This window comes from Streptomyces sp. TRD_SC_5, assembly GCF_056836825.1.
The window spans coordinates 5,172,956-5,196,198 of sequence record NZ_JBWZZS010000001.1 but is presented as its reverse complement, the minus strand read 5'-3'; the positions used below and the strand labels follow the sequence as shown (position 1 = coordinate 5,196,198).

Here is a 23,243-nt window from a genome sequence, read left to right as displayed (position 1 = left end):
ACTCCGGGCCGAAACGGCCCCACGCCACGAACATCTTGGCACTGCCGACCAGACAGACAGCGGCCAGTACTCCGGCGGTGATCCACAGCGCGACGTTCATCATCAACTCCTTGCTCGAGGTCTTCAGCACCCGAGACGAGACAGCGACTCGGCCTGTGACATGTCCCGACCCGGGACGCGGGGAGACGTGGGTCACACGTCGCCGTGTCACAGGGGTACGGGCTGTCTCGTCTCAGGGGTGAAGTCACCGACGGCCACGACGCAGGAGCTGGTGGCCCTGCGCGTGAGTCGGATCAACGGCTGCGCCGTCGAGGTGCTCGACGGGCAGATCCAGACGATCCGCTCGGTGATCAACCCCGACAAGCTCGGCCACCTCGGGCCGGTCGGCGACGCCTGGGCGATCGACCGCGAGGTGAAGCAGGCCCGCAGGCAGACGAAGTGACCTCTCGCGCCGTCGCCGCGGAGGCCGCAGTCGCACAGGATCTTCCCCTCGCACGGCAAACGGATCTGCTGCAAAGCCCGGTGGACATCATCGAGTGCCGAACCATGGCGAGTAGCGAGTAGACAGACAGGGCGTGGGCACTCGGTCCCCAGAAGGAAGACAATCGGCTGGTCTGGAGAGTGTGATGGCGCATTACGGGAGTTCATCCGTCTCGGCCCCGCCCTCGCGGCCCTGACCGGCGCCGAGGACGAAGCGCTGCTCGATGGGCTGACGGTCGACAACCGTCGCCCCGAGCGGCCCGTCCTGCTTGACGACGAGGGCCGGCCGCTGCGGACGTGGCGGGAGAATTACCCGTACGACCGCAAGCTCCGGCGCCAGGAGTACGAGCAGAGCAAGCGGCTGCTGCAGATCGAACTGCTCAAGCTGCAGCGGTGGGTCAAGGACACGGGGCAGCGGCTCGTCGTGGTCTGCGAGGGGCGTGACGCGGCCGGCAAGGGCGGCACGATCCATCGGTTCACCGAGCGGCTCAATCCCCGCGGCGCCCGCGTCGTGGCTCTGGAGAAGCCGACCGAACGCGAGGCCGGTCAGTGGTATTTCCAGCGGTACGTCGCCCATCTCCCGTCAGCGGGAGAGATGGTCTTCTTTGACCGCTCCTGGTACAACCGCGCGGGAGTGGAGCGCGTGATGGGCTTTTGCACTCCGGCCGAGTCCGAGCACTTCCTCGAACAGACCCCATTGTTCGAGCGCATGCTGACCGAGGACGGATTTCGGCTGGTGAAGTTCTGGTTCTCCGTCTCCCGAAACGAGCAGCGCACCCGTTTCGCCATCCGGCAAGTGGATCCGGTAAGGCAGTGGAAATTGTCGCCGACCGATCTCGCTTCGCTGGATCTGTGGGACGCGTACACGGCGGCGAAGATCGACATGTTCCGGGCCACCGACACCGTTCACGCGCCGTGGACCGTCGTGAAGACCAATGACAAGAAGCGCGGCCGGCTGGAAGCGATGCGCAGTCTGCTGTGGCGATTCGACTATGCGGACAGGGACGACAAGGCAGTCGGTGAACCCGACCCACTGATCGTCGGCCCGGCGGACACCCTCCTGGAACCCGGCGAGGAAAGCACCACCCTCTCCCCGACCCCTCTCGCCGGTCACCACGACGGACCGGGCGACCACCCGGGGACGGGACAAGACGGCGTCCGGGCCGGACAGATCTGATGTGATCTGTCCGGCCCGGACGCGGCCTGCTGTGGAGGTCAGTGCTTGAAGGTGTCCTTGATCTTTTCCTTCGCCTGGCGCGCGTCGCCCTTGGCCTGGCCCGCCCGGCCTTCGGTTTCCATGGATTCGTTGCCCACTGCCCGGCCCGTGGCTTCCTTGACCTTGCCCTTGACCTGCTCGGCCTTCGCCTTGGACTTCTCGTTCTTCTTGCCAGCCACAACACTCACGTCCTGCCGGTCGAAAACATTGGACGCTGTTGCGTCTCACCACAAACGCATGATTCAAACGTGGCATTGCTCCTGTGTAAGTCCGCGAATCCCGGACACACGATGAATTGGATACACCGCGTCGACACAAAGGAGCCATTGAGTATGAGCGACATCTGGGGCTACCAGCCGACGACCGGGCACACCGCGGGCAACACTCTGACCGGATACAAGGTCGAGGCGACCGACGGCAGCATCGGGAAGGTGGACAAGCACTCCGACGAGGTCGGGTCCTCGTACCTCGTCGTGGACACGGGAGTCTGGATCTTCGGCAAGCACGTACTGCTGCCGGCCGGCACCGTAACGCGCGTCGACGCCGCCGAAGAGAAGATCTACGTCGACCGGACCAAGGCGCAGATCAAGGACGCGCCCGAGTTCGACAAGGACAAGCACATCGGCGACGCCGGTTACCACGAGCAGGTGGGCGGCTATTACGGCCGCCACCGCCGCGTCTGAGCACCGTACGCACAACGCGGGTGGGGCCGGCCGGAGTTCTCTCCGGCCGGCCCCACCCGTATGTCTGCTTCGCCGCCCGCCAGGATCAGGACGGCTCGGGCGCGAGCTCGGCGGGCCGCTGCGGCGCGCCGGGACCCGCCGCGATCCGTTCGGCGGCGCGGAGCTTGTCCTGGGGCCGTCTGACGAGCAGGTAGAGGAGACCGGCGGTGATCACGACGCCGGTGCCCAGAAGTCCGGCCCAGACCTGGTACCAGGGGGCACCGGGCGGGGCCAGGATGGCGCGGGGCCAGCAGACGTTGGCGACCTCGAAGGCCGTCCACAGCACCGCGAGGATGTTGAGGAAGGTGCCCTTGCGCCCCTGGCGTATGTGTCCGGACGGCACCCAGGTGCCGCGCAGGCGCGCGATGAGCGCGGCCAGTGAGACGAGGAAGAACGGCAGGAAGGTCGCCGCCGTGCCGAAGGCGATCAGGCTGCCGATGGCGGTGGCGTCGAGGCCGAGCAGCAGGGCGGAGCAGCTGACCACGGTGGAGGCGATGAGTCCGCCGATCGGGGCCTGGCGCCGGTTCACCTTCCGTACGTACCGGGAGAAGGGGAAGACACCGTCGCGGGCCAGTGAGTACACGCCGCGGGCCGCACCGCCCTGGGACGCCATGGCGCAGGCGAGGAATCCGATCAGTACGACGAGCACGAACGGCTTGTCGGACCAGGAGCCGAACGACGAGACCACGGCAGTCGTCACGGGGTCCAGGTCCTCCCCCGCCACCACGGCCGCCGGGTCCGGGTGGGCCAGGGCGACCGCCATGGCGTTGAGGATGACGACGACGCCGACGCTGAGCAGCGCCCACCACATGGCGCGCGGGACCTGGCGGCCGGCGTCCTTCGTCTCCTCGGCCGTCGAGACGCAGGCGTCGAAGCCGATGAAGCCCCAGCCGGCGACGGCGAGGACGGCGAGGAACGCCATCGCGGTGGAGCCGCCGGACAGCTGCTCGGCCCCGAGCGTCCCGGTGAACATCGCGAAACCGTGCTCGCGGAAGAACAGCAGCAGGGCGAAGCCGACCAGTACCGACGCCACCGCCTCGGCGGCGATGCCCAGCGACACGAACCAGCTGAGGATCCTGATGCCGAAGGCGTTGACCAGCATGCAGGCGAGGAGGATGCCGGCGGCCACCGCCACCATCGTCCCCGGTGTGGGCGTGACCCCGATGAGGGCGAAGACCCAGGGCGCGGCCAGGTAGGCCACGGTGGTGTTGCCGAACATCACCGCGAACTGCCACACCCAGCCGCTCAGCCAGCCGAAGGTCGGACCGAGGAGCCGTCGTCCCCATTGGTACGGGCCGCCGGTCAGCGGCCACTGGGACGCCAGCTCGGAGTAGACGTTGACGACCAGGCACTGGCCGAGCAGGACGACGGGCAGCGCCCACACCCAGGCGGGCCCGGCGATCATCGTTCCGACCATGGACACCGCGTACAGCGCGACCACCGGTGAGACGACGGCGAAGCCCATGGAGATGTTCCCCAGGATGCCGAGACTGCGGCGCAGCTCCTGCTGGTATCCCAGGTCGCTCAGCCGGGCCGAGTCGGTGTCCTGCGGGGCGGCGGCATGCGGGGCGGTGTCGTGCTGAGCGGCCGCCGCCGGGCCGCGCGAAGAGGGTTTTGACATGGGGCAACCTCGGAGGGCAGGGGCAGGCGGGGGAGACGGCCGGCATCGCACTGCCGACCTAAATCTAACGTTGTTAGGTTTATGGACTGCGGGGACCGTAACCCGCCCCCGTCCTCTTGTGAAGCCCCTGCCGCCGAGTAACCTGACCGGCGAAAGAGGGGGAGCCGCCACCATGGCCCGACCGAGTCAGCCGCTGCTGAGCCGCGCGATCATCGCGCGCGCCGCGCTGGAACTCCTCGACGAGGAAGGCCCTCAGGCCCTCAAAATGCGGGCGCTCGCGGAGCGTCTCGGAGTCCGTGGCGCCTCGCTCTACCACCACGTCGCCTCCAAGGACGACCTGCTGGACGCGGCCTCGGAACTCATCAACGAGGAGATCGATCTCCGCCCGCTCCAGGACCCGCGGTGGCGCGAGGGTCTCGCCGAGTACGCGCGCGGATACCGCCGGGTGTACCTGCGCCACCCGAACGTGATCGCCCTGGTCGCCCGCCGCCGGGTCGAGGCCGACAAGGCCCTGCGGGGTTACGACGCCCTGCTGTCCACCCTCATACGTGCGGGGTGCACTCCGGAACGGGCGGCGGAGGCAGCCGCCGCCTTCGACTACCTCGTCCTCGGCTCCGCCCTCGAGACGTTCGCCGCCGGATTCACGCGCACCCCGGCCGGCTACCGCCCCGACTACCCGGCCCTCGCCGACTCCCTGGAGTCGTCGGACGCCCATCCGGACGGCCTCGCCGCCCTCGACGACCGCGGCTTCGAACTGGGCCTGCGCCTGATCCTCGACGGACTCGCCGCCCAGCTCGCGGCGCCGTAGGGCGTCAAGCCAAGTCCGTCCCGCCCACACCCCCGCCCGACCGCACGAGCGGCTGCGGACCGCCGACGGCCGCCCTGGCCGCCGCGGCCAGCGACCGCCGGTCGGTCAGGGGCAGCGGTGGGTGGGCGGTGACACGTACCGCCAGACCGGACGCACCGGCCACCCGCCGCAGCGAGGTGACGAAGTCCTCTTCGCCCAGGAACGCGGCCACCGTGCTGGGGGCGCCCGTCTGCTCGTACGCGATCGTCACCGGCCGGACGGGCGCGCCCGCGTCGAGCGCCGCCTGGAACGCGGCCCGCCGGAACGGGCCGCCGGGCGCCGAGCACCAGGTGGTGGCCTGGGGGAAGACCAGTACGGACCGGCCGGAGCGAAGGGCCGAGGCCAAGTCAGCCATGGCATACGGCAGTTCACGCGGCCGCTCGCGGTCGATGAAGCGGGCACCCACGCGCCGCGCGAGGGTGCCGACGACCGGCCACTGGCCGATCTCACGCTTGGCCAGCAGGGTCACGGGCTCCACGGCGAGTACGGCGACGACGTCGAGCCAGGAGATGTGATTGGCCACGATCAGCGTGCCGGGGCCTGACGTCCGGCCCGGTACGGTCAGCGGTCCCGGGCCTGCCAACAGCCGTACGCCGAGGGCGCCGAGGATGCTCCCGGCCCTCTCGCGCAGCACCTCGGGTTCGGCGAGCCGCTCGCCCCTCGACACGGCCCGGGCGATCGCGCAGGCGAGCCCGGCCCACCGGCGTACGGACTCCGCCATCGGTACCTGCGGGGCGGCGTGGGCGGCGCAGTCAGGACCGCATCCCGCGTCCACGGCCCACGGGTTCACGCGGTCTCGCCAAGGAAATAGCGACGGTAGCGGTCCCCCAGCCGGTTCATGTCCAGCAGGACGAAGAAGTCGGCGACGTCGAACTCGGGGTCGTGGGTGGGCGCCCCGCACATCCACGCTCCGAGCCGGAAGTAGCCCCGCAGCAGCGGCGGCAGGTCGGCGTAACTCGGCTTCCTGTTCGGCAGTTCGACGGGCGTCCAGGGCCGGCGGGGGTGGACCCTCAGCTCGGGCGGCGAGGAGTGCTTGGCCGTGCCGAGCAGCCAGGCGCCGGCCGCGGCCGTGCCGCCGTCCGCCAGGGGTACGGAGGCACAGCCTGCCAGGTAGCGGTGGCCGGAGAGCAGGACGTAGCGGGCGAGCGCGGACCACATGAGGTTGATCACCGCGCCCGAGCGGTGATCCGGGTGTACGCAGGACCGGCCGGCTTCGATCATGGCGGGGCGCAGGCCGTCCAGGGCCCGGAGGTCGAATTCGCTGTCGGAGTAGGACCGTTCGGTGCGCCCGGGCGGGAGCAGCCGGTAGGTGCCGACCACCTCGCCCGTCGCGCTGTCGGTGACGACGAGGTGGTCCACGAGGTCGTCGTACGCGTCGATGTCGTGCCCGGGCAGGGGCGAGTCGAGGGTCGCGCCCATCTCCTCGCCGAAGACCCGGTACCGCAGCCGCTGCGCCGCCCGGATCTGTTCCTGGGAGTCCGCGATGGAGGTGACGTACGAGCTGGTGGGCGTCAGGGCGGTGGCTATGGAGTGCATGAGGGTGCCGTTCTCCGTCCGGTTCGTGGCCGATCGCGCAAGGAGCATGGCGGCGGTGACGGTCGTCCCGGTGACGGGGAGGGTCGGCCGCCGGATCCGTCGCATGAACAGCGAGGTTCGCGGGGCGGGCGGCTGTCGCCTTGACGACGAGGGGTGAGTAATACTCTCCATATGGCTTCACGCATTACGACCATCCGGCGGGCCACCGCACGGGACGCGAAGCGGCTCACCAGGCTGGTGCGCAGTTCCCGCGCCTACGAGGGCCAGTACGCCCCGATGGTCGCCGGCTACCGGGTGGGGCCCGACTACATCGAGACGCACCGGGTCTTCGTGGCGGTCGGTCCCGACGACGGCCGGGTGCTGGGGTTCTACGCCCTCGTCCTCGACCCGCCGGAGCTCGACCTGATGTTCGTCGCCGACTCCGCCCAGGGCCTCGGCATCGGCCGTCTGCTGGCCGAGCACATGCTCGGCGAGGCGCGCTCGGCGGGGATCTCCGGGGTGCGCGTGATCTCGCACCCGCCGGCCGAGGGCTTCTACCTGAGCGTGGGCGGCGAGCGGACCGGAACCGAGCGCGCCAACCCGCCCGCGGTGCTGTGGGACCGCCCTGAACTGGTCATTCCGGTCAGCTGACCCGACTGTCCGGCCGGAGATCCGGGGGCCGCGCCCGAAAAACGCAGCAGTCGCGCCGCCATTCGGAGGACTCAGGGGAACCGACGGGAACTGAGCGGGCCGCGCAAGCGTTGGCGGGTTGGGCAAAGAGATGTCAAAGGGCGCGGCCCGCGCCGGATTGAGCAGGGATCTTCATGGGTGTCAGTCTCTCCAAGGGCGGCAACGTCTCGCTCTCCAAGGAAGCCCCCGGCCTGACCGCTGTCACGGTGGGCCTGGGCTGGGACGTACGCAGCACGACCGGGACCGACTTCGACCTCGATGCCAGCGCCCTGCTGGTCGATGTCAACAACAAGGTCGTGTCGGACCAGCACTTCGTCTTCTTCAACAACCTCAAGAGCCCCGACGGCTCGGTGGAGCACACCGGTGACAACCTCACCGGTGAGGGCGAGGGCGACGACGAGCAGATCAAGGTGGGCCTGTCGACGGTTCCCGCCGAGGTCGACAAGGTCGTCTTCCCGGTGTCGATCCACGAGGGCGAGAGCCGCGGCCAGAGCTTCGGCCAGGTGCGCAACGCCTTCATCCGGGTCATCAACCAGGCGGACAACAAGGAGCTCGCGCGTTACGACCTCTCCGAGGACGCCTCGACCGAGACCGCCATGGTCTTCGGCGAGCTCTACCGCAACGGCGCGGAGTGGAAGTTCCGTGCCGTCGGCCAGGGGTACGCCTCGGGCCTGCGCGGCATCGCGACGGACTTCGGCGTCAACATCTGATACGCCGCCGCGGGGCTGTCCGTGCCGGAGTGCCGGCACGGACAGCCCGGTTCGCCACGCGTGGCCTCTTCCCACCAGTCCGACCAGTCGGTACGTTCCTCGAAAGCCGACTGCCGCCTGGAGGGCCGATGAGCCAGCCCACGCCTCGGAACGTGCCGCAGATCCATGGCCACTGCGACGACCGGTTCGCCGCCGTGCGCGCCGCGTTCGAGGAGAACTTCCGGGAGCGCGGGGAGCTGGGTGCGGCCGTGACCGTGCTGGCCGGCGGGGAGACCGTGGTCGACCTGTGGGGCGGCTGGGCCGACGGCGGGCGCAGCCGGCCCTGGGAGCGGGACACGGTGGTCAACGTGTGGTCGACGACCAAGGGGCCGACGGCGCTGTGCGCCCATCTGCTGGCCGACCGCGGGCTGCTCGACCTTGACGCCCCGGTCGCGTCGTACTGGCCGGAGTTCGCAGCCGCCGGCAAGGAAGCCATTCCCGTACGCCACCTTCTTTCGCACCGCGCGGGGCTGGCCGGGCTGCGCGAGCCGCACACCTTCGCCGAGCTGTACGACTGGGAACTGACCTGCGCGCGGCTGGCGGCGACCGAGCCGTGGTGGGAGCCGGGCACGCGGTCCGGCTATCACGCGATCACGTACGGCTTCCTGGTCGGCGAGGTCGTCCGGCGCGTCACCGGCCTGCTGCCGGGCGAGTTCCTGCACCGGGAGGTCACCGGGCCGCTCGGCATCGACTTCACGATGGGGCTGCCGGAGAAGGAAGCCGGACGCGCCGCCGAACTCGTGCACCCGCGTGCCGAGCCCGACGGCGAACGGGCGGCGATGTTCGCCGCGCTGGAGCCGGTCGCCCTCGCGGCCCTGATCAACCCGGGCCCCGGCGCGGCCCAGGCCAACACCCTCGAGTGGCGGGCCGCCGAGATCCCCGCCGCCAACGGTCACGGCACGGCCCGCGCGGTGGCCGCCCTGTACGGGATCTTCGCCCGGGGCGGCCGGTCAGGCGAGCACCGCGTGCTCTCCCCCGAGGCCGCCGAGCGGGCCCGCGAGGGGCAGGGCAGCTGCCGGGACCTGGTGCTCGGCACGGGCTTCGGCCACGACACGGAGATCGGGCTGGGCCTGTGGCTGAGCGGCCCGCGCGGCTCGTACGGACCCAACCCGCGGGCCTTCGGCCACGACGGCTTCGGCGGCTCCTGCGGGCTCGCCGACCCCGAGGCGGACATCGCCATGGGGTACGTCATGAACCGGATGGGCCCGAACATCGCGGACGACCCGCGCAAGATGGCGCTGGTGGAAGCGGTCTACAGCGCGCGATGACCACCGCCGAGCGTGCCGTACTCACCGGTGACGGTATGGACGACCCGCTCGGCACACCTCGTCGCGGATGTAGCCGAAGTAACACCGCACCGCTTATGCAACTTGTTGCACAACACGGCCTCGGTGGACTACACATTGCGGCATGAGTCCGACGACTGAGTACCCGCATCTGCTGAGCCCCCTCGACCTGGGCTTCACGACCCTGCCCAACCGCGTGCTGATGGGTTCGATGCACGTCGGACTCGAAGAGGCCGAGCGCGGCTTCGAGCGGATGGCCGAGTTCTACGCGACCCGCGCCCGCGGCGGCGTCGGCCTCATGGTCACCGGCGGCATCGCCCCCAACGACGCGGGCCGCCCGTACCCCGGCGGTGCGAAGCTCACCACGCCGGAGGAAGCGGCCCAGCACCGGCAGGTGACCGATGCCGTGCACCGCGAGGGCGGCAGGATCGCGATGCAGATCCTGCACTTCGGCCGGTACGCCTACCACCCCGACCTCGTCGCCCCCAGCGCGATCCAGGCCCCCATCAGCCCGTACACCCCGAACGCCCTGACCGAGGCCGAGGTCGAGGAGACCATCGAGGACTTCGTCCGTGCGGCGGGCCTGGCCAAGTCGGCGGGGTACGACGGCGTGGAGATCATGGGGTCCGAGGGCTACCTGATCAACGAGTTCATCGCCGCCCACACCAACCACCGCGACGACCGGTGGGGCGGCTCGTACGAGAACCGCATGCGCTTCCCCGTCGAGATCGTCCGCCGGGTGCGCGAGCACGTCGGCCCGGACTTCATCCTCGTCTACCGGCTGTCGATGCTCGACCTGATCCCCGGCGGCTCCTCGCTCGACGAGGTCATCACGCTCGCCCGCGCCATCGAGGCGGCCGGTGCGACCATCATCAACACCGGCATCGGCTGGCACGAGGCCCGCATCCCCACCATCGCGACCTCCGTGCCGCGCGGCGCGTACGCCTGGGTGACGAAGCGCGTCATGGGCTCGGTGAACATCCCCCTCGTGACGACCAACCGCATCAACACCCCCGAACTGGCCGAGGAACTCCTCGCCGACGGCTGTGCGGACATGGTCTCGCTCGCCCGCCCCTTCCTCGCCGACCCCGACTTCGTCGCCAAGGCCAAGGCCGGCCGCTCCGACGCCATCAACACCTGCATCGGCTGCAACCAGGCCTGCCTCGACCACACCTTCAGCGGCCTGATCACCTCCTGCCTGGTCAACCCGCGCGCCTGCCACGAGACCGAGCTGGTCCTCTCCCCCACCCGTCGCTCCAAGCGCGTCGCCGTCGTCGGCGCCGGGCCCGCCGGCCTCGCCTGCGCGGTGACGGCGGCCGAGCGCGGTCACACGGTGACCCTGTACGACGCCTCCGACGTGGTCGGCGGCCAGCTCAACATCGCGCGCAAGGTGCCGGGCAAGGAGGAGTTCAACGAGACGCTGCGGTACTTCCGCAACCAGCTCGACGAGCACGGCGTCGAAGTCCGTCTCGGTACGCCCGCCACCGCCGAGTCCCTCACCGCCGCCGGTTACGACGAGATCGTCCTCGCCACCGGCGTCACCCCGCGCGTCCCGGAGATCGACGGCATCGACCACCCCAGCGTCGTCAGCTACCTCGACCTCCTGCGTGACGACGCGAAGGCGGGTGACCGCGTCGCGGTCATCGGCGCGGGCGGCATCGGCTTCGACGTGGCCGAGTTCCTCACCGACACGTCCACGAGCGCCGACGACGCCGCGAGTCTCAGCCCCGAGGTCTTCTTCGCCCAGTGGGGCGTCGACATGGAGTACGGCTCGCGCGGCGGCCTCCAGGCCCCGGTGCGCGCCCCGCAGACCCGCACCGTCACCCTGATCCAGCGCAAGGCCACCAAGGTCGGCGCCGGACTCGGCAAGACCACCGGCTGGATCCACCGCACCGAGCTCAAGCACCGCGGCGTCACGATGGTCGCGGGCGCGGCGTACGACCGTATCGACGACGAGGGACTGCACGTCACGGTCGACGGCGAGCAGCGGCTGATCCCCGTCGACACGGTCGTCCTGTGCACCGGCCAGGAGCCGCGCCGCGAGCTGTACGACACCCTGCTCGCCGCCGGGCTGCCCGTGCACCTCATCGGCGGCGCCGATGTCGCGGCCGAGCTCGACGCCAAGCGCGCGATCCGGCAGGGAACGGAGCTCGCGGCCGCCCTGTGACGGGGAGCCGACGGGGACGCCCTACCTAAGATGCGCTCATGTCTCTCCCGTACGCCATCCTCACCGCACTGCTCGAAAAGCCGTCGTCCGGGCTGGAGCTGACCCGCAGGTTCGACAAGTCCATCGGCTACTTCTGGTCCGCCACGCATCAGCAGATATACCGCGAGCTGGCCAAGCTGGAGCAGTCGGGCGCGATCCGGGCCCTGCCCCGGCCGGAGCAGCCGACGCGCGGGCAGAAGAAGGAGTACGAGGTCCTGCCGGCCGGCCGCGAGGAACTGGCCGCGTGGGTGGGGAAGATCGAGGACCCCAAGCCGATCCGTGACGCCCTCCTGCTGCGCCTGCGCGCGGCAGGAGTGGTGGGCCCGCAGGGCTTGGAGGCCGAGGTGCGGCGCCATCTGGCGCTCCACCGGGCGCAGTTGGCGGAGTACCGGGCGATCGAGGAGCGGGACTTCGGCGACGGCGGGGGCAGCGAGGGCGACCGGCTGCGGTATCTGGTCCTGCGTGCCGGGATCGATCTGGAGAACTTCTGGGTCGGCTGGCTCGAAGCGGCGCGGGCGGAACTCGAGGACATGCGCGCGGGCATGGGCGCAAGCCAGGGTGCCGACGCGCGTACGGGCCCGGAATCCACGGCTTGAGCGGATTCCGGGCCCGTAGCCGTGCGCGGCGTCGGTCCGCGCCTCAGCCCTTGTTCTGGGACGCCCAGAACTCGTCGAAGGTGAGCTTGCCGTCACCGTTGCCGTCGTGGGAGTTGATCACGGCCTGGGCCACCGTCTCGGTGACGTAGGGGTCACCGAGCTGCGCCATGACGCTCTTGTACTCGACCGCCGAGATCGTCCCGTCCCCGTTGAGGTCGTACCGCTCGAAAGCCTTGCGCGCCGACTCGATGTCCGCCACTGGGTCCACCCCTTCTGGTGCTGATCAGAACCCGCACAGATTATCGGGCCGGTCACCGGCCACGGCGGGCACCCGTGCTTGGACGCCCGGCCCCCCGGAGTTGGACCTGCGCCGGGGGGCGGGGTACCGGCCGGTGGGCTCCGAAGCCTTGATGGTGGCGTACTGAAGTATTTCTCCGTAAAACATTTGCTACGTGGGGACGGCACATTTTCCGCCGCGGAGTGCTTAGTTCCGGCCAATACCAGGGGCGGCTTCGTAACTCTCCGCCGCCGGGCGATAACTTCATGGCGTCGCCGCCACACCAGGAGCACAGGGCTCCCCGGGACTAGCGGCGCCAAGGGCGTTTCCTTCAGTGGACATCACGACTGACGCATTCGACCATGCCCTTATCGGGGTCTCCCCGGGTAACAGCTATTTCAATGTCAGACCCCTCACGGAACTCACGCGACGCCCGGTCACACCACCGGGCATTCCGCCCGGCGCGCCGCCGAAGACGGATGACAGCCCCGGAATTCTGCGAGTTCCCACCTCCCTCTCCTGCTATCACCTGGCCTGCCCCGATGCCTACGGAAGGACTGCGGACGATGACCGACAAGCTGCTTGAATTCCCCCTCTCCCGGCGCGGCGACGAACTCCCCGAAGAGTGTTCCTGGCTTCGCGAGCAGCAGCCGGTGGCCCGGGTACGCACACTGACCGGTGACAGCGCCTGGCTGGTGAGCAGCTATCCACTGGCCAAGCAAGTGCTGGAGGACGAGCGGTTCAGCCTCAAGGACACGGCGGCTCCCGGCGTGCCACGGCAGTACGCGCTGACCGTCCCGCCCGAGGTCGTCAACAACATGGGGAACATCAGCAGCGCCGGGCTGCGCGGGGCGGTGATGAAGGCCCTCAACCCGCCCACGGGTGAGGGGCTGCACGGCTGGCTGCGCGTCACCGCGGACCGGCTCATCGACGACCTGATGGCCTGGGGGCCGCCGGTGGACCTCCGGGCGGGGTTCGCCGACCCCTTCTCGGCGGCGCTGCACTGCAAGATTCTCGGGGTGCCGTTCGAGGACTGGCCGCGGCTCATGTCGAGCCTGGACATCGCGTTCATGACCAGCGCGCAGCCCTTCGAGGGCTCGCAGCTCAACTGGTACAAGGACGTCGGCTACATGGTGGAGCGGCTGAACGCGCCCGCGTCCGAACGCTCGGGGCTGCTGGGCGAGCTGGCGGCGCTGCGGGAGGACGCGGAGTCGGCGCATCTGACGGACGAGATGCTCGCGACCGTCGCCGCCTCGCTGTTCGGCGCGGGCGCGGTCTCGACCTCCTCCTTCCTGGTGCTGGCTGTGCTCGCGCTGCTCCAGCGGCCGGAACTGATCGGGTATCTGCGCGACCATCCCGACCGGATGGGCCGGGCCGTCGACGAGCTGCTGCGCTGGAATCTGTCGGTCGGCGACGGGCTGCCCCGCCTCGCCCTCGCCGACGTACAGCTCGGGGACGTGCTCGTACGCAAGGGAGAACTGGTCCTGGTCCTCGTCGAGGGCGCGAACTTCGACCCGGAGGTCTTCGAGGACCCCGAGACGCTGAATCTGAACCGCGAACACAACCCGCATCTCGCCTTCGGCGGCGGCCGGCACTTCTGCCCGGCGTCGACGCTGGGGCGCGCGCACGCGGAGACGGCGCTGGCGGCGCTGGTGGACCGGATGCCGCGGCTGGGGCTGGCGGTCCCGGCCGAGCAACTGGTGTGGCGCACGGGTTTCATCAAGCGGCTGCCCGAACGGCTGCCGGTGCTTTGGTAGGTGGCGTGGGGTGTGTGCCCTGCCCGCCCCCCGAACGCCGGAGGGGCGGAAGTCGCCCAGGGACAAAATCCGGCCCGTCCGGCGTTCGAGGACACGCCCGCGGGGCGCCGCCTCTCAGCGGAAGATGCCTGTGTGGCCCAGTGAGTAGCGGCCCGGCTGGGGGTAGACCGCGAGGCCGTGCGGGCCGCCGCCGACCGGGATGCGGGCGAGCTGCTTGCCGGTGGTGGTGTCGATCGCGTACACCTCCGAGTCGTAACGCCCGGACAGCCACAGCACCTTGCCGTCGGCCGACACACCGCCCATGTCGGGGCTGCCGCCGTCCGGCAGGTGCCACTTCTTCGTCAGCTTGTTCTTGGCGAAGTCGAAGACGGAGACGGACCCCTCGCCCCGGTTGGAGACGTACATCTCCTTGGAGTCGCGCGAGACGTAGAGGCCGTGGCAGCCCTTGCCCGTCGGCAGCAGCTCGGGGGTGGTGAACTTCTCGCCGTCCAGGACCCACATGCCGTGCGCCATCATGTCGGCGATGTAGATCCTCTTGCCGTCGGGCGAGATCTTCACGTCCTGCGGCATCGCGCCCTCGAACGGCAGCTTCTGCTGGCCGACGACCTCCATCTTCTCGGTGTCGACCTTGAGCAGCTCGCCGGAGAACTCGCAGGAGACGACGAAGTACCGGCCGTCGGCGGAGAAGTCCGCGTGGTTGACGCCCGCGCAGGTCACCGGCACGGTCTTGACGCGGTCCATGGTGTGCGGGTCGCGGAAGACCAGTTCGCGGTCCATCGACGCCATGACGACGGCGTACTTGCCGTTGGGCGTGAAGTAGAGGTTGTACGGGTCGTGCACCTCCACCGGCTTGCCCACCGCGCCCGTGGCCGGGTTGATCGGCGTGAGGGTGTGCCCGCGGTTGTTGTTGACCCACAGGGTCTTCATGTCCCAGGACGGGACGACGTGCTGCGGCTGGACGCCGACCGGGATCGTCTTGATGACCTTGTACGTCTTGGGGTCGATCACCGACACCGTGTTGGAGTTGGTGTTGGGGACGTAGACGCGGGACGGGAAGTTCTTGACCACCGGCGACAGCTTGTTCGGCCGGTCGGCGGCGTACACGTCCTTCGGGTCGAGCACCGGCGGCATCCCCGGCAGCCCGGCGGGCGCGGTCTTCTTCACCTCGGCCGGCTTCGCGGCGCCCTTGGTGCCGAGCCCCTCGGCCAGGCCCTTCGCGTCGGGGTCGGCGCAGCCCGCGAGGGCGGCCAGGAGGGCGCCGGCGAGCAGCGCGGTCGTACGTCGAATGATTGTCGTCATCGGGTCAGCAGCTCCGTGGTGGTCACCGCGCGCAGGCCGCGGCGGTCGAGTTGGTCAAGGAGGGCGGGCATGGCGGCGACCGTGTCCGCGTAACCGAAGTGCAGGCTCACCACGGATCCGTTGCGGATTTCCCCAGTGATCTTGCGGGTGACGGCCGGGGCACCGGGCGAGGTGAAGTCGAGCGAGTCGACGTCGTACGAGAGGACATGCGGGTAGCCGGCCCGGCGCGCCAGCCTCTGCACGAGCGGGGTGGCGTACTGGGTGCGCGAGGGCCGGAACCAGGTGCCGATGGACCCGGTGAGCCGGCGCAGCCGGTCCGCGCAGCCGCTGATCTCGGCGTACGCCTCCCGCTCGCCCATGGCGGAGAGGGTGAGGTGGCGCTGGGTGTGGTTGCCGAGGTCGTGGCCGCCGTCGAGGATCCGGCGGGCGAGCTGAGGATGGGCGTCGAGCCAGCTGCCGACCGCGAGGACGGTGAGGCGGGCGCCGCCCCGCTCGGCCTCGGCGAGTACGGCCTTCGCGGTGGCCGGGTCGCCCTGGCCGTGGAACGTGAGGGCCACGCGGGGGCGGTCGCGCGGGCCGTGGGTGATCTGGGCGGGCAGGCCGGGGAAGCGGTGGGGGGCGGGGGCCGGGCGCGGCGGCGCGGGCTGTTTCGACGCGGCGGTGGAACCGGTGGGGGCATCGGCGGAGGGATCGGCGGACGGTACGGGGACGGGTGACCCGGCGCCCGCCCCGCAGCCGGTGGCGAGCGCGCCCGCGACGACCGCCCCGGCCGCTCCCGCTCCGGCGCGCAGGACGCTGCGGCGGCATGTCAGTGTCACGCGCCCCATTTAAGGGGTAATGCGAGCAAAAGGTAATGATTGAGCCAATTCGGGGCCCAGTGGGTCGCCGCACCCTGGTCGCCACACACCCGCACCAGGAAAGGATTCACGCGCCAGAGCCCATACTTATGCACCCTTTACCAGGCAAGTGGCCCAGCTCACCTGCGATTCATCCCAAGAATGACCCGTATTGCACAACTTCTGACCGGTAAGGGCTTTTGGCGCCTGCTCACCTGTCTGCCATAGTCGGTGCCACGACCCCCATTGACCCGGGCCAGGTCGTCATTACAAGCAGCCGTGGATCACACCCCCCCCCGTTCCACGGCGCTCCACAGAAGCCCCCGAAGTGCCGCACCCCGGCCCGCAGGGGGCTTTTGTGCGCCCCTCGATCGCGTGTTCCTCAGCGCTCGGTGGTGCGGTCACTGACCCGCATCTCGAACCAGGTCGTCTTGCCGCGCGGCAGCAGATCCACGCCCCACCGGTCGGAGAGTTTGTCGACCAGGAAAAGCCCACGGCCACTGGTGTCGAGTTCGTGCACGGGCATCAGACAGGGCAGGCCGCGCGACGGGTCGCGCACCTCGATCCTTATCCAGCCCCTGCGGCGCAGCATGCGCAGCCCGAAGACACGGGCGCCGGTGTGCCGCACCGCGTTGCCCACGAGTTCCGAGACGAGCAGCACCGCGTATTCGGCGGTCTGCGGGGAGAGCCCCCACTGACGGAACACCACGCAGTGCGTGAGCCGCCGCGCCGTTGCCGCCGACTCCGGACGGGAGGGCAGCCGGACTTCTTCGTCCGTCGGATTCCCGAACAACTCGACTGCTTTGAACGCTTGTTCGTCCTCGACGGCCGACGTCCACCGCGCGGCGGTCGCGCTGCCGCGCGGCCGCGGCTGCTCCACATCCTCCAGCCCCGCCATGCCCCCATCATGGCCGCCCGTAACGCCGCCCGGGGCCGTTCCGGGGGATTCGGTCCCTCGGAACCACCCCGCCCCCGGGTGCGCATTGGCATATGCCGGTGGCAGAAAATACCCCGCCGCGCCCGACTGACCTGCGGTTACGCAGTGCGTACGAGTGATCACGCAGGCGCGCCGACAAGGCCGCCTTCAGGCTCCGTTAAGGCTGGGTTAATCCGCCCGAGAGGAGTACCCGCCAACTTCACGCCAACTTGCCGCCCGTCAGAGGAACTTGGCCTTGCCCGGGCCCTCGTCGACGAAACTGCGCATCCCGCGCTCGCGGTCCTCGGTGGCGAACAGCCCCGCGAACCAGTTGCGTTCGATGGCGAGCCCGGTCTCCAGGTCCGTCTCAAGACCCGCGTCGACGCACTCCTTGGCCGCCCGCAACGCCATCGCGGGGCCCTGCGCGAGCTTCGCCGCCCAGGCGTGCGCCTGCTCGTACACCTCGGCCGCCGGCACGACCCGGTCGACCAGACCGATCGTCAGCGCCTCGTCCGCGCGCACGTGCCGCCCGGTGAAGATCAGGTCCTTGGCCTTGGAAGGGCCGACGAGCCGCGCGAGCCGCTGCGTGCCGCCCGCGCCGGGGATCAGGCCGAGCAGGATCTCGGGCTGGCCGAGCTTGGCGTTGTCCCCGGCGATACGGAAGTCGGCGCACAGGGCGAGCTCGCAGCCGCCGCCCAGCGCGTAGCCGGTGATCGCGGCGACGACGGGCTTGGGGATGCGGGCGACGGCGGTGAAGGAGTCCTGGAGAGCCTTGGAGCGTACGACCATCGCCGCGTGGTCCATCGCCTGCATCTCCTTGATGTCCGCGCCGGCCGCGAACACCTTCTCGCCGCCGTAGACGACCACGGCGCGCACGTCGTCGCGCCGGGTCGCCTCTTCGGCGAGCTCGCGCAGCCGGTCCTGGGTGGCGATGTCCAGCGCGTTCATCGGGGGGCGGTCCAGGCGGATGGTGCCGACGCCCTCGGAGACTTCGAGATTCACAGTCATACGAACGAGGTTAGCCCCCGTTAACGACAACGGACCCGGTGCGCTCGATCACAGCGCACCGGGCCCGTACGTACGTACAGCGGTGTTACTTCTTCCACTGGTCCCAGGACATGTTCCAGCCGTTGAGGCCGTTGTCCGGCTGGATCTGCTTGTCGTGCGAGTTCTTCACGACGACCACATCACCCAGGATCGAGTTGTTGAAGAACCAGGCGGCCGGAGCCTCCTTGTCCCACCCGCCCCGTACGTCCCGCAGGCCCACACACCCGTGGCTGACGTTCGCCGAGCCGAAGGTGCTCGCGCCCGCCCAGTAGTTGCCGTGGATGAAGGTGCCGGAGGTCGACAGGCGCATCGCGTGCGGTACGTCCTTGATGTCGTACTCGCCACCAAAACCGACGGTGGCGCCGTTCATGCGCGTCACCTGGTACTTCTCGCTGATGACCATCTGGCCGTTGTACGTCGTCGTCGACGGGGCACCGGCGGTGATCGGGATGGTCTTGAAGACCTTGCCGTCGCGCTCGACCGTCATCGTCTTGGCCTTGGCGTCCACGACGCTGACCTGGCTGCGGCCGACCGTGAACTTCACGGTCTTCGACTGCTTGCCGTACACACCGGGCCGGCCTTCGACGCCGTCGAGGTTCAGCTTCAGCGTCACCTTGGTGCCCTTGGCCCAGTACTTCTCCGGGCGGAAGTCGAGGCGGTCGTTGCCGAACCAGTGGCCCTCGATCGGCACCGACGGCTCGGCGGTCACCTTGACGGCCTTCTCGACGTCCTCGGGCGCGGTGATGCCACGGCTGAAGCGCAGCGAGACCGGCATTCCGACGCCGACCTCGGAGCCGTCCTCGGGCGTGAAGTAGCTGACGAAGGTGTTCTTCGGTACCAGCGTGGTGAAGGTGGTGTCCTTCGCGGACTCACGGCCCTCGGAGTCCTTCGCGATCGCGTGGACCTTGTACTTGGTCGCGGCGCCGAGGTGGTGCGTCGGCTCCCAGGAGGTGCCGCCGCCGGTGATCTTCCCCTCGACCTCGTTGCCCTTGGTGTCCTCGACCTTGACGGACGTCAGCTTGCCCTTGTCCGCGCCGATCTTCAGAGCACCGCTGGTGGCGACGTTCTTCGCCTCGTCCTTGGGCGCGATCGTCACCACCGCCTGTGACGCCTTGGTGTCGGCGGCCTTCCCCGCCCCGTCCTTCTTGCCCTTGCCGTCGCCGGCACCGTCGCCCGAGCCGCCCGCGCACGCTGTGACGAACAGCAGCATCGCCCCCAGCAGCAGGGCCAGCAGTCCCGGGCCCCCGCGCCGAGATCCGCGCCCCCGACGTGCTCCGGCCGATGTCCCCGGTATCGGCTGCCTTTTCACGTGTTGTTCTCCCCTCGCACGGCCTGGCCTCAGCCATGGCCCGCACCCCCACGCGCAGCAACCGCGCGCCTGGTGAATGGTAATCACACCGGGCATGTCGCGGGCTCCCCGTGTTTGTCACCATTCAGTTCCAAGTAGCTGTGAAACCGGTGCGGGCACACGCAGGTCAGCCGTGGTCAGAGGAGTGCGGAACCGGCCTTCCAGCGGTTCCAGTCCAGGTTCCAGCCGCCGAGGCCGTTGTCGGGAGCCACCTTCCGGTCGCGCGAGTTCACCACTTCCACCACGTCCCCGACGAGCGTGCGGTCGAAGAACCAGCCGCCCGGGGTGTCCGGACTGCCGCCCTTCACATCGCGCAGCCCAATGCATCCGTGGCTCGTATTGACCGATCCGAACGTCTCCGGCGGGGCCCAGTAGTTGCCGTGCAGGAAGGTCCCCGAAGCCGTCAGCCGCATCGCGTGCGGGACGTCGGGGATGTCGTACTCGCCGCCGAAGCCGACGGTCGCGCCGTCCATCCGCGTCACGTCGTACAGCTCCGTGACGACCATCTTCCCGTTGTACGTCGTGGTCTTCGGCGCGCCGGCGCTGACGGGCACCCGCACGGGCTTCGCACCGTCGCGCCGTACCACCATCGTGTGCGTCTGCGCGTCCACCGTGGAGACCTGGGAGCGGCCGACCGTGAAGCCGACGGCCTTGTGCTGGATGCCGAACACGCCGGGCGCCGCCTCGATGTCGCGCAACCGCAAATCGATGCCGACGCGGGTGCCCGGTTTCCAGTACTGGCGCGGCCGGAAGTCCAGGCGCTGGGCGCCGAACCAGTGGCCGGACACCTCCACCGGCGGCTGCGAGGTGACCTTGATGGCGCGTTCGACCGCTGCGCGGTTGACGACGGCACGGTTGAACGAGAAGGAAACGATCATGCCGGTGCCGACGGTGGAGCGGTTCTCCGGCTTGAAGTAGCCGATGAAGCGGTGCTCGGGGACGACCGTCGTGAACGAGGTGTGCCGGGCCGAGCGGCGGCCGTGGCCGTCGACGGCGACCGCGTCGACCGTGTACTTCGCGGCCAGCCGCAGCGGCCCCGCGTCCGGCCGCCAGCTCAGTCCGTCGTCGGCGATCCTGCCCGTGACCTCGTGCTGGTCGGCGTCCTCGACCCGTACGACCTGAACCCGCTCCAGCCGCCCGTCGGGGACCCTCACCTCGATGCGGCCGTCGGCCCTGATCCCCTTCGCCCCGTTCTCGGGAACGATCCGGATGGTGTCCTCGGGGGAACGCGGCTTCCCGCCGAACAGCGAATCGCCGTCGGCCGTGCATCCCGCCGACCCGGCGATCAGTGCCGCCCCTGCCAGTGCGGCGGCCAGGGCCGCCCGCGCGCGTCTCACTGCGTCTCTCACGTCCGGCCCAACGACCGCCCCCCTCCAGGGGAAACGTGAGTACGAGCCCCGTTACGGGAAGAACAGGTGGGAGGACCGCGCGAGGGGGCCACGGCCGGGACGCCGTACGGCCTCAAGGATCCGCCGGTCCCAACGAGCCGCGGGAGGCTTTCAGGTGTCCAGCGCACCCGAGCAGGAGGCAGTACAGGAGGCGGTGCGGGCAGCGGTGCCCGGGGCGGTGAGCGACCGCCGCCCCGCGCCCGCCCCCTCACCCGCCCCGGTCGCGGTCAACGGGCGGCGCCCGGGGCGCGGCCCGGGCGGACCGCCGGTGTGGCCCGGAGCGCCGACCCCTCTGGGGGCGCGCTTTCGCGTCGGGCCCGACGGCGTGGCGGGCACCAACTTCGCGCTGTGGGCGGGCGGGGCCGAGGCCGTGGAGGTGTGCCTCTTCGACGAGGACGGCGCCGAGACGCGCTGCCCGCTGACCGAGCTGACCCACGAGATCTGGCACGGCTTCGTACCGGGCGTACGGGCGGGACAGCGCTACGGCTTCCGCGTGCACGGCCGCTGGGACCCGTGGACCGGCGCCCGCTGGAACCACGCGAAGCTCCTCCTCGACCCGTACGCGCGTGCCGTCGACGGGGACTTCACGCTGCCCGGTGAGGTGTACGGGCACGTCAGGGACTGGCCGCAGCAAAGCGTCGCGGACACGGTGCGCGACGACCGCGACTCGGCGCCGTACGTCCCCAAGGGCGTGGTCGTGCACGACGACGCGCCCGACGACGACTGGGTGGACGACCGGCGGCCCAAGACGCCGTGGGCGGACTCCGTCATCTACGAACTGCACGTACGCGGCTTCACCAAGCTGCACCCGGGCATTCCCGAGGAGCTGCGCGGTACGTACGCCGGACTCGGGCATCCGGCGGCGATCGAGCATCTCCAGCGGCTGGGGGTGACGGCGGTCGAGCTGCTGCCCGTGCACCAGTTCGCCCACGAGGACCACCTGCTGCGGCGCGGCCTGCGCAACTACTGGGGCTACAACTCGATCGGCTATTTCGCGCCGCACGCGGGCTATGCGGCGTCGGGGACGGCCGGGCAGCAGGTCGGCGAGTTCAAGGAGATGGTGCGGGCCCTGCACGCGGCCGGTATCGAGGTCATCCTCGACGTCGTCTACAACCACACGGCGGAGGCGGGCGAGCTGGGACCCACGCTGTCGCTGCGCGGCATCGACAACCGCGGCTACTACCGCCTCCAGAACGACGCCAGGCGGTACGCCGACTACACGGGCTGCGGGAACACCCTGCACGTCGTACAGCCGAACGTCCTGCGGCTGATCACGGACTCGCTCAGGTACTGGGTCACCGAGATGGGCGTGGACGGCTTCCGCTTCGACCTGGCGGCGGCGCTCGCGCGCTCGATGCACGACGTCGACATGCTGTCGCCGTTCCTCGCGGTGATCGCGCAGGACCCGGTGCTGCGGCGCGTGAAGCTGATCGCGGAGCCCTGGGACGTGGGCAACGGCGGCTACCAGGTCGGCGCCTTCCCGCCGCTGTGGACGGAGTGGAACGACCGCTACCGGGACGCTGTACGGGACTTCTGGCGGGGTGCGCTGCCGGATGTGCGGGACCTGGGATACCGGCTGTCGGGGTCGAGCGATCTGTACGCGTGGGGCGGCCGTCGTCCGTACGCCTCGGTCAACTTCGTCACCGCGCACGACGGCTTCACGCTGCGGGACCTCGTGTCGTACCACCAGAAGCACAACGCGGCGAACGGCGAGGGCAACCGGGACGGGACGAACGACAACCGCTCGTGGAACTGCGGCGCCGAGGGTGAGACCGAGGACGCCGGCGTGAACGCGCTGCGCCGGCAGCAGCTGCGCAATCTGGTGACGACGCTGCTGCTGTCGACGGGCGTGCCGATGCTGATCGCGGGCGACGAGATGGGGCGTACGCAGGGCGGCAACAACAACGCCTACTGCCAGGACAACGAGGTCAGCTGGATCGACTGGTCGCTCCTCGAGGATCCCGGCTGGCGGGAGCTCTTCCAGCTGACATCGCGCCTGCTGGCCCTGCGCCACGCGCATCCGGTGCTGCGCCGGCGCGCGTTCTTCTCGGGGCGGCCGCAGACGGCGGACGGGCTGCGCGACCTGGCGTGGTTCACCCCGCACGGGGAGGAGATGACACAGCAGGACTGGTACGCGCCGGCCTCGACGGTCGGCTTCTACCTGTCCGGCCGTGACATCCCGGGACGCGACGCACGCGGAGCGAAGATCGCGGACGACAGCTTTCTCGCCGTACTGCACGCGGGGGAAGGCCCGGCGATTTTCGTGCTGCCCGGGCCGCCGTGGGCGCGGGCGTACGAACTGGTCGTCGACACCTCGCGGGAGAGCCAGGAGGACGGGCCGGGGACGGTGCATCCGGCGGGCGGGGTGATCACCGTGCCGGCCAGATCGGTGCTCCTGCTGAAGGCGCTGACGACCGAAATTCAATGAGCGCTGTCAGTGGTGAACC

The 23,243-nt window shown here is 70.1% G+C and carries 21 protein-coding genes and 1 pseudogene; 11 read left to right on the top strand and 11 right to left on the bottom strand.

Annotated features, from left to right (window positions below; translation table 11 throughout):
- Positions 1–304 precede the first annotated feature (304 nt).
- Together AC1P0E_RS23970 and ppk2 are read left to right on the top strand one after the other, a co-directional pair.
- Positions 305–442, top strand: a pseudogene (locus tag AC1P0E_RS23970) (RNA polymerase subunit sigma-24); the annotation flags it as partial.
- Positions 443–673: 231 nt separating this feature from the next.
- A complete protein-coding gene (ppk2, locus tag AC1P0E_RS23965; protein WP_482745880.1) occupies positions 674–1,657 on the top strand; it encodes a polyphosphate kinase 2 in 984 nt (327 codons plus the stop codon).
- 38 nt (positions 1,658–1,695) lie between these two features.
- On the opposite strand, the gene AC1P0E_RS23960 is transcribed toward ppk2, so the two are convergent.
- Positions 1,696–1,875, bottom strand: a complete 180-nt coding sequence (locus AC1P0E_RS23960; protein ID WP_482745879.1) for a CsbD family protein — start codon at positions 1,873–1,875, stop codon at positions 1,696–1,698.
- A 153-nt stretch (positions 1,876–2,028) separates the two neighbouring features.
- On the opposite strand from AC1P0E_RS23960, the gene AC1P0E_RS23955 reads away from it, so the two are divergent.
- A complete protein-coding gene (locus AC1P0E_RS23955; protein WP_482744188.1) occupies positions 2,029–2,379 on the top strand; it encodes a PRC-barrel domain containing protein in 351 nt (116 codons plus the stop codon).
- An 85-nt stretch (positions 2,380–2,464) separates the two neighbouring features.
- Here AC1P0E_RS23955 and AC1P0E_RS23950 read toward each other — a convergent pair whose 3' ends face one another.
- A complete protein-coding gene (locus AC1P0E_RS23950; RefSeq protein ID WP_482744187.1) occupies positions 2,465–4,039 on the bottom strand; it encodes an APC family permease in 1,575 nt (524 codons plus the stop codon).
- 172 nt (positions 4,040–4,211) lie between these two features.
- Here AC1P0E_RS23950 and AC1P0E_RS23945 point away from each other — a divergent pair, with 172 nt between their 5' ends.
- Complete coding sequence (locus tag AC1P0E_RS23945; RefSeq protein ID WP_482744186.1) at positions 4,212–4,847, top strand: TetR/AcrR family transcriptional regulator; 636 nt, start codon at positions 4,212–4,214, stop codon at positions 4,845–4,847.
- A 4-nt stretch (positions 4,848–4,851) separates the two neighbouring features.
- Here AC1P0E_RS23945 and AC1P0E_RS23940 read toward each other — a convergent pair whose 3' ends face one another.
- Positions 4,852–5,676 carry a lysophospholipid acyltransferase family protein gene (locus AC1P0E_RS23940; protein WP_482744185.1) on the bottom strand — a complete coding sequence of 275 codons (825 nt, stop codon included), beginning with the start codon at positions 5,674–5,676 and terminating at the stop codon, positions 4,852–4,854.
- Positions 5,673–6,422 carry a GNAT family N-acetyltransferase gene (locus tag AC1P0E_RS23935; protein ID WP_482745878.1) on the bottom strand — a complete coding sequence of 250 codons (750 nt, stop codon included), beginning with the start codon at positions 6,420–6,422 and terminating at the stop codon, positions 5,673–5,675. The genes AC1P0E_RS23940 and AC1P0E_RS23935 overlap by 4 nt, the downstream gene beginning before the upstream one ends.
- A 171-nt stretch (positions 6,423–6,593) precedes the next feature.
- Between AC1P0E_RS23935 and AC1P0E_RS23930 the strand changes: the two genes are divergently transcribed.
- From AC1P0E_RS23930 to AC1P0E_RS23910, 5 genes are all read left to right on the top strand, one after another.
- Complete coding sequence (locus tag AC1P0E_RS23930; RefSeq protein WP_482744184.1) at positions 6,594–7,052, top strand: GNAT family N-acetyltransferase; 459 nt, start codon at positions 6,594–6,596, stop codon at positions 7,050–7,052.
- A gap of 173 nt (positions 7,053–7,225) precedes the next feature.
- Positions 7,226–7,801, top strand: coding sequence for a TerD family protein (locus tag AC1P0E_RS23925; protein ID WP_215127355.1), 576 nt, complete (start codon positions 7,226–7,228; stop codon positions 7,799–7,801).
- A 128-nt stretch (positions 7,802–7,929) separates the two neighbouring features.
- Entirely contained in the window at positions 7,930–9,108 is a 1,179-nt protein-coding gene (locus tag AC1P0E_RS23920) for a serine hydrolase domain-containing protein (protein ID WP_482744183.1), read from the top strand.
- A gap of 142 nt (positions 9,109–9,250) precedes the next feature.
- Positions 9,251–11,293: an oxidoreductase gene (locus tag AC1P0E_RS23915; RefSeq protein ID WP_482744182.1), complete on the top strand. Its 2,043-nt coding sequence runs from the start codon at positions 9,251–9,253 to the stop codon at positions 11,291–11,293.
- A gap of 38 nt (positions 11,294–11,331) precedes the next feature.
- On the top strand, positions 11,332–11,928 hold the full coding sequence (locus AC1P0E_RS23910) for a PadR family transcriptional regulator (protein WP_482744181.1): 597 nt from the start codon (positions 11,332–11,334) through the stop codon (positions 11,926–11,928).
- 43 nt (positions 11,929–11,971) lie between these two features.
- Here the strand turns inward: AC1P0E_RS23910 and AC1P0E_RS23905 are convergent, their stop codons facing one another.
- Entirely contained in the window at positions 11,972–12,187 is a 216-nt protein-coding gene (locus AC1P0E_RS23905) for an EF-hand domain-containing protein (protein ID WP_482744180.1), read from the bottom strand.
- 584 nt (positions 12,188–12,771) lie between these two features.
- Here AC1P0E_RS23905 and AC1P0E_RS23900 point away from each other — a divergent pair.
- Positions 12,772–13,962, top strand: a complete 1,191-nt coding sequence (locus AC1P0E_RS23900) for a cytochrome P450 (RefSeq protein ID WP_482744179.1) — start codon at positions 12,772–12,774, stop codon at positions 13,960–13,962.
- Positions 13,963–14,076: 114 nt separating this feature from the next.
- On the opposite strand, the gene AC1P0E_RS23895 is transcribed toward AC1P0E_RS23900, so the two are convergent.
- From AC1P0E_RS23895 to AC1P0E_RS23870, 6 genes are all read right to left on the bottom strand, one after another.
- Positions 14,077–15,261: a YncE family protein gene (locus AC1P0E_RS23895; protein ID WP_482744178.1), complete on the bottom strand. Its 1,185-nt coding sequence runs from the start codon at positions 15,259–15,261 to the stop codon at positions 14,077–14,079.
- Positions 15,258–16,088 (bottom strand): polysaccharide deacetylase family protein, encoded by an 831-nt coding sequence (locus AC1P0E_RS23890; RefSeq protein WP_482744177.1) that lies wholly within the window; start codon positions 16,086–16,088, stop codon positions 15,258–15,260. The genes AC1P0E_RS23895 and AC1P0E_RS23890 overlap by 4 nt, the downstream gene beginning before the upstream one ends.
- Positions 16,089–16,479: 391 nt before the next feature.
- Positions 16,480–16,995, bottom strand: coding sequence for an ATP-binding protein (locus AC1P0E_RS23885; protein WP_482744176.1), 516 nt, complete (start codon positions 16,993–16,995; stop codon positions 16,480–16,482).
- Between the two features lie 258 nt (positions 16,996–17,253).
- Entirely contained in the window at positions 17,254–18,021 is a 768-nt protein-coding gene (locus AC1P0E_RS23880; RefSeq protein WP_482744175.1) for an enoyl-CoA hydratase/isomerase family protein, read from the bottom strand.
- 85 nt (positions 18,022–18,106) lie between these two features.
- Positions 18,107–19,369, bottom strand: coding sequence for a L,D-transpeptidase (locus AC1P0E_RS23875; protein ID WP_482744174.1), 1,263 nt, complete (start codon positions 19,367–19,369; stop codon positions 18,107–18,109).
- A gap of 176 nt (positions 19,370–19,545) precedes the next feature.
- A complete protein-coding gene (locus AC1P0E_RS23870; RefSeq protein ID WP_482744173.1) occupies positions 19,546–20,745 on the bottom strand; it encodes a L,D-transpeptidase in 1,200 nt (399 codons plus the stop codon).
- Between the two features lie 166 nt (positions 20,746–20,911).
- Here AC1P0E_RS23870 and glgX point away from each other — a divergent pair, with 166 nt between their 5' ends.
- The gene (gene glgX, locus AC1P0E_RS23865; RefSeq protein WP_482744172.1) at positions 20,912–23,224 is read left to right on the top strand and encodes a glycogen debranching protein GlgX; all 2,313 of its coding nucleotides are present in this window, start codon (positions 20,912–20,914) and stop codon (positions 23,222–23,224) included.
- The last annotated feature ends 19 nt before the right edge of the window (positions 23,225–23,243 follow it).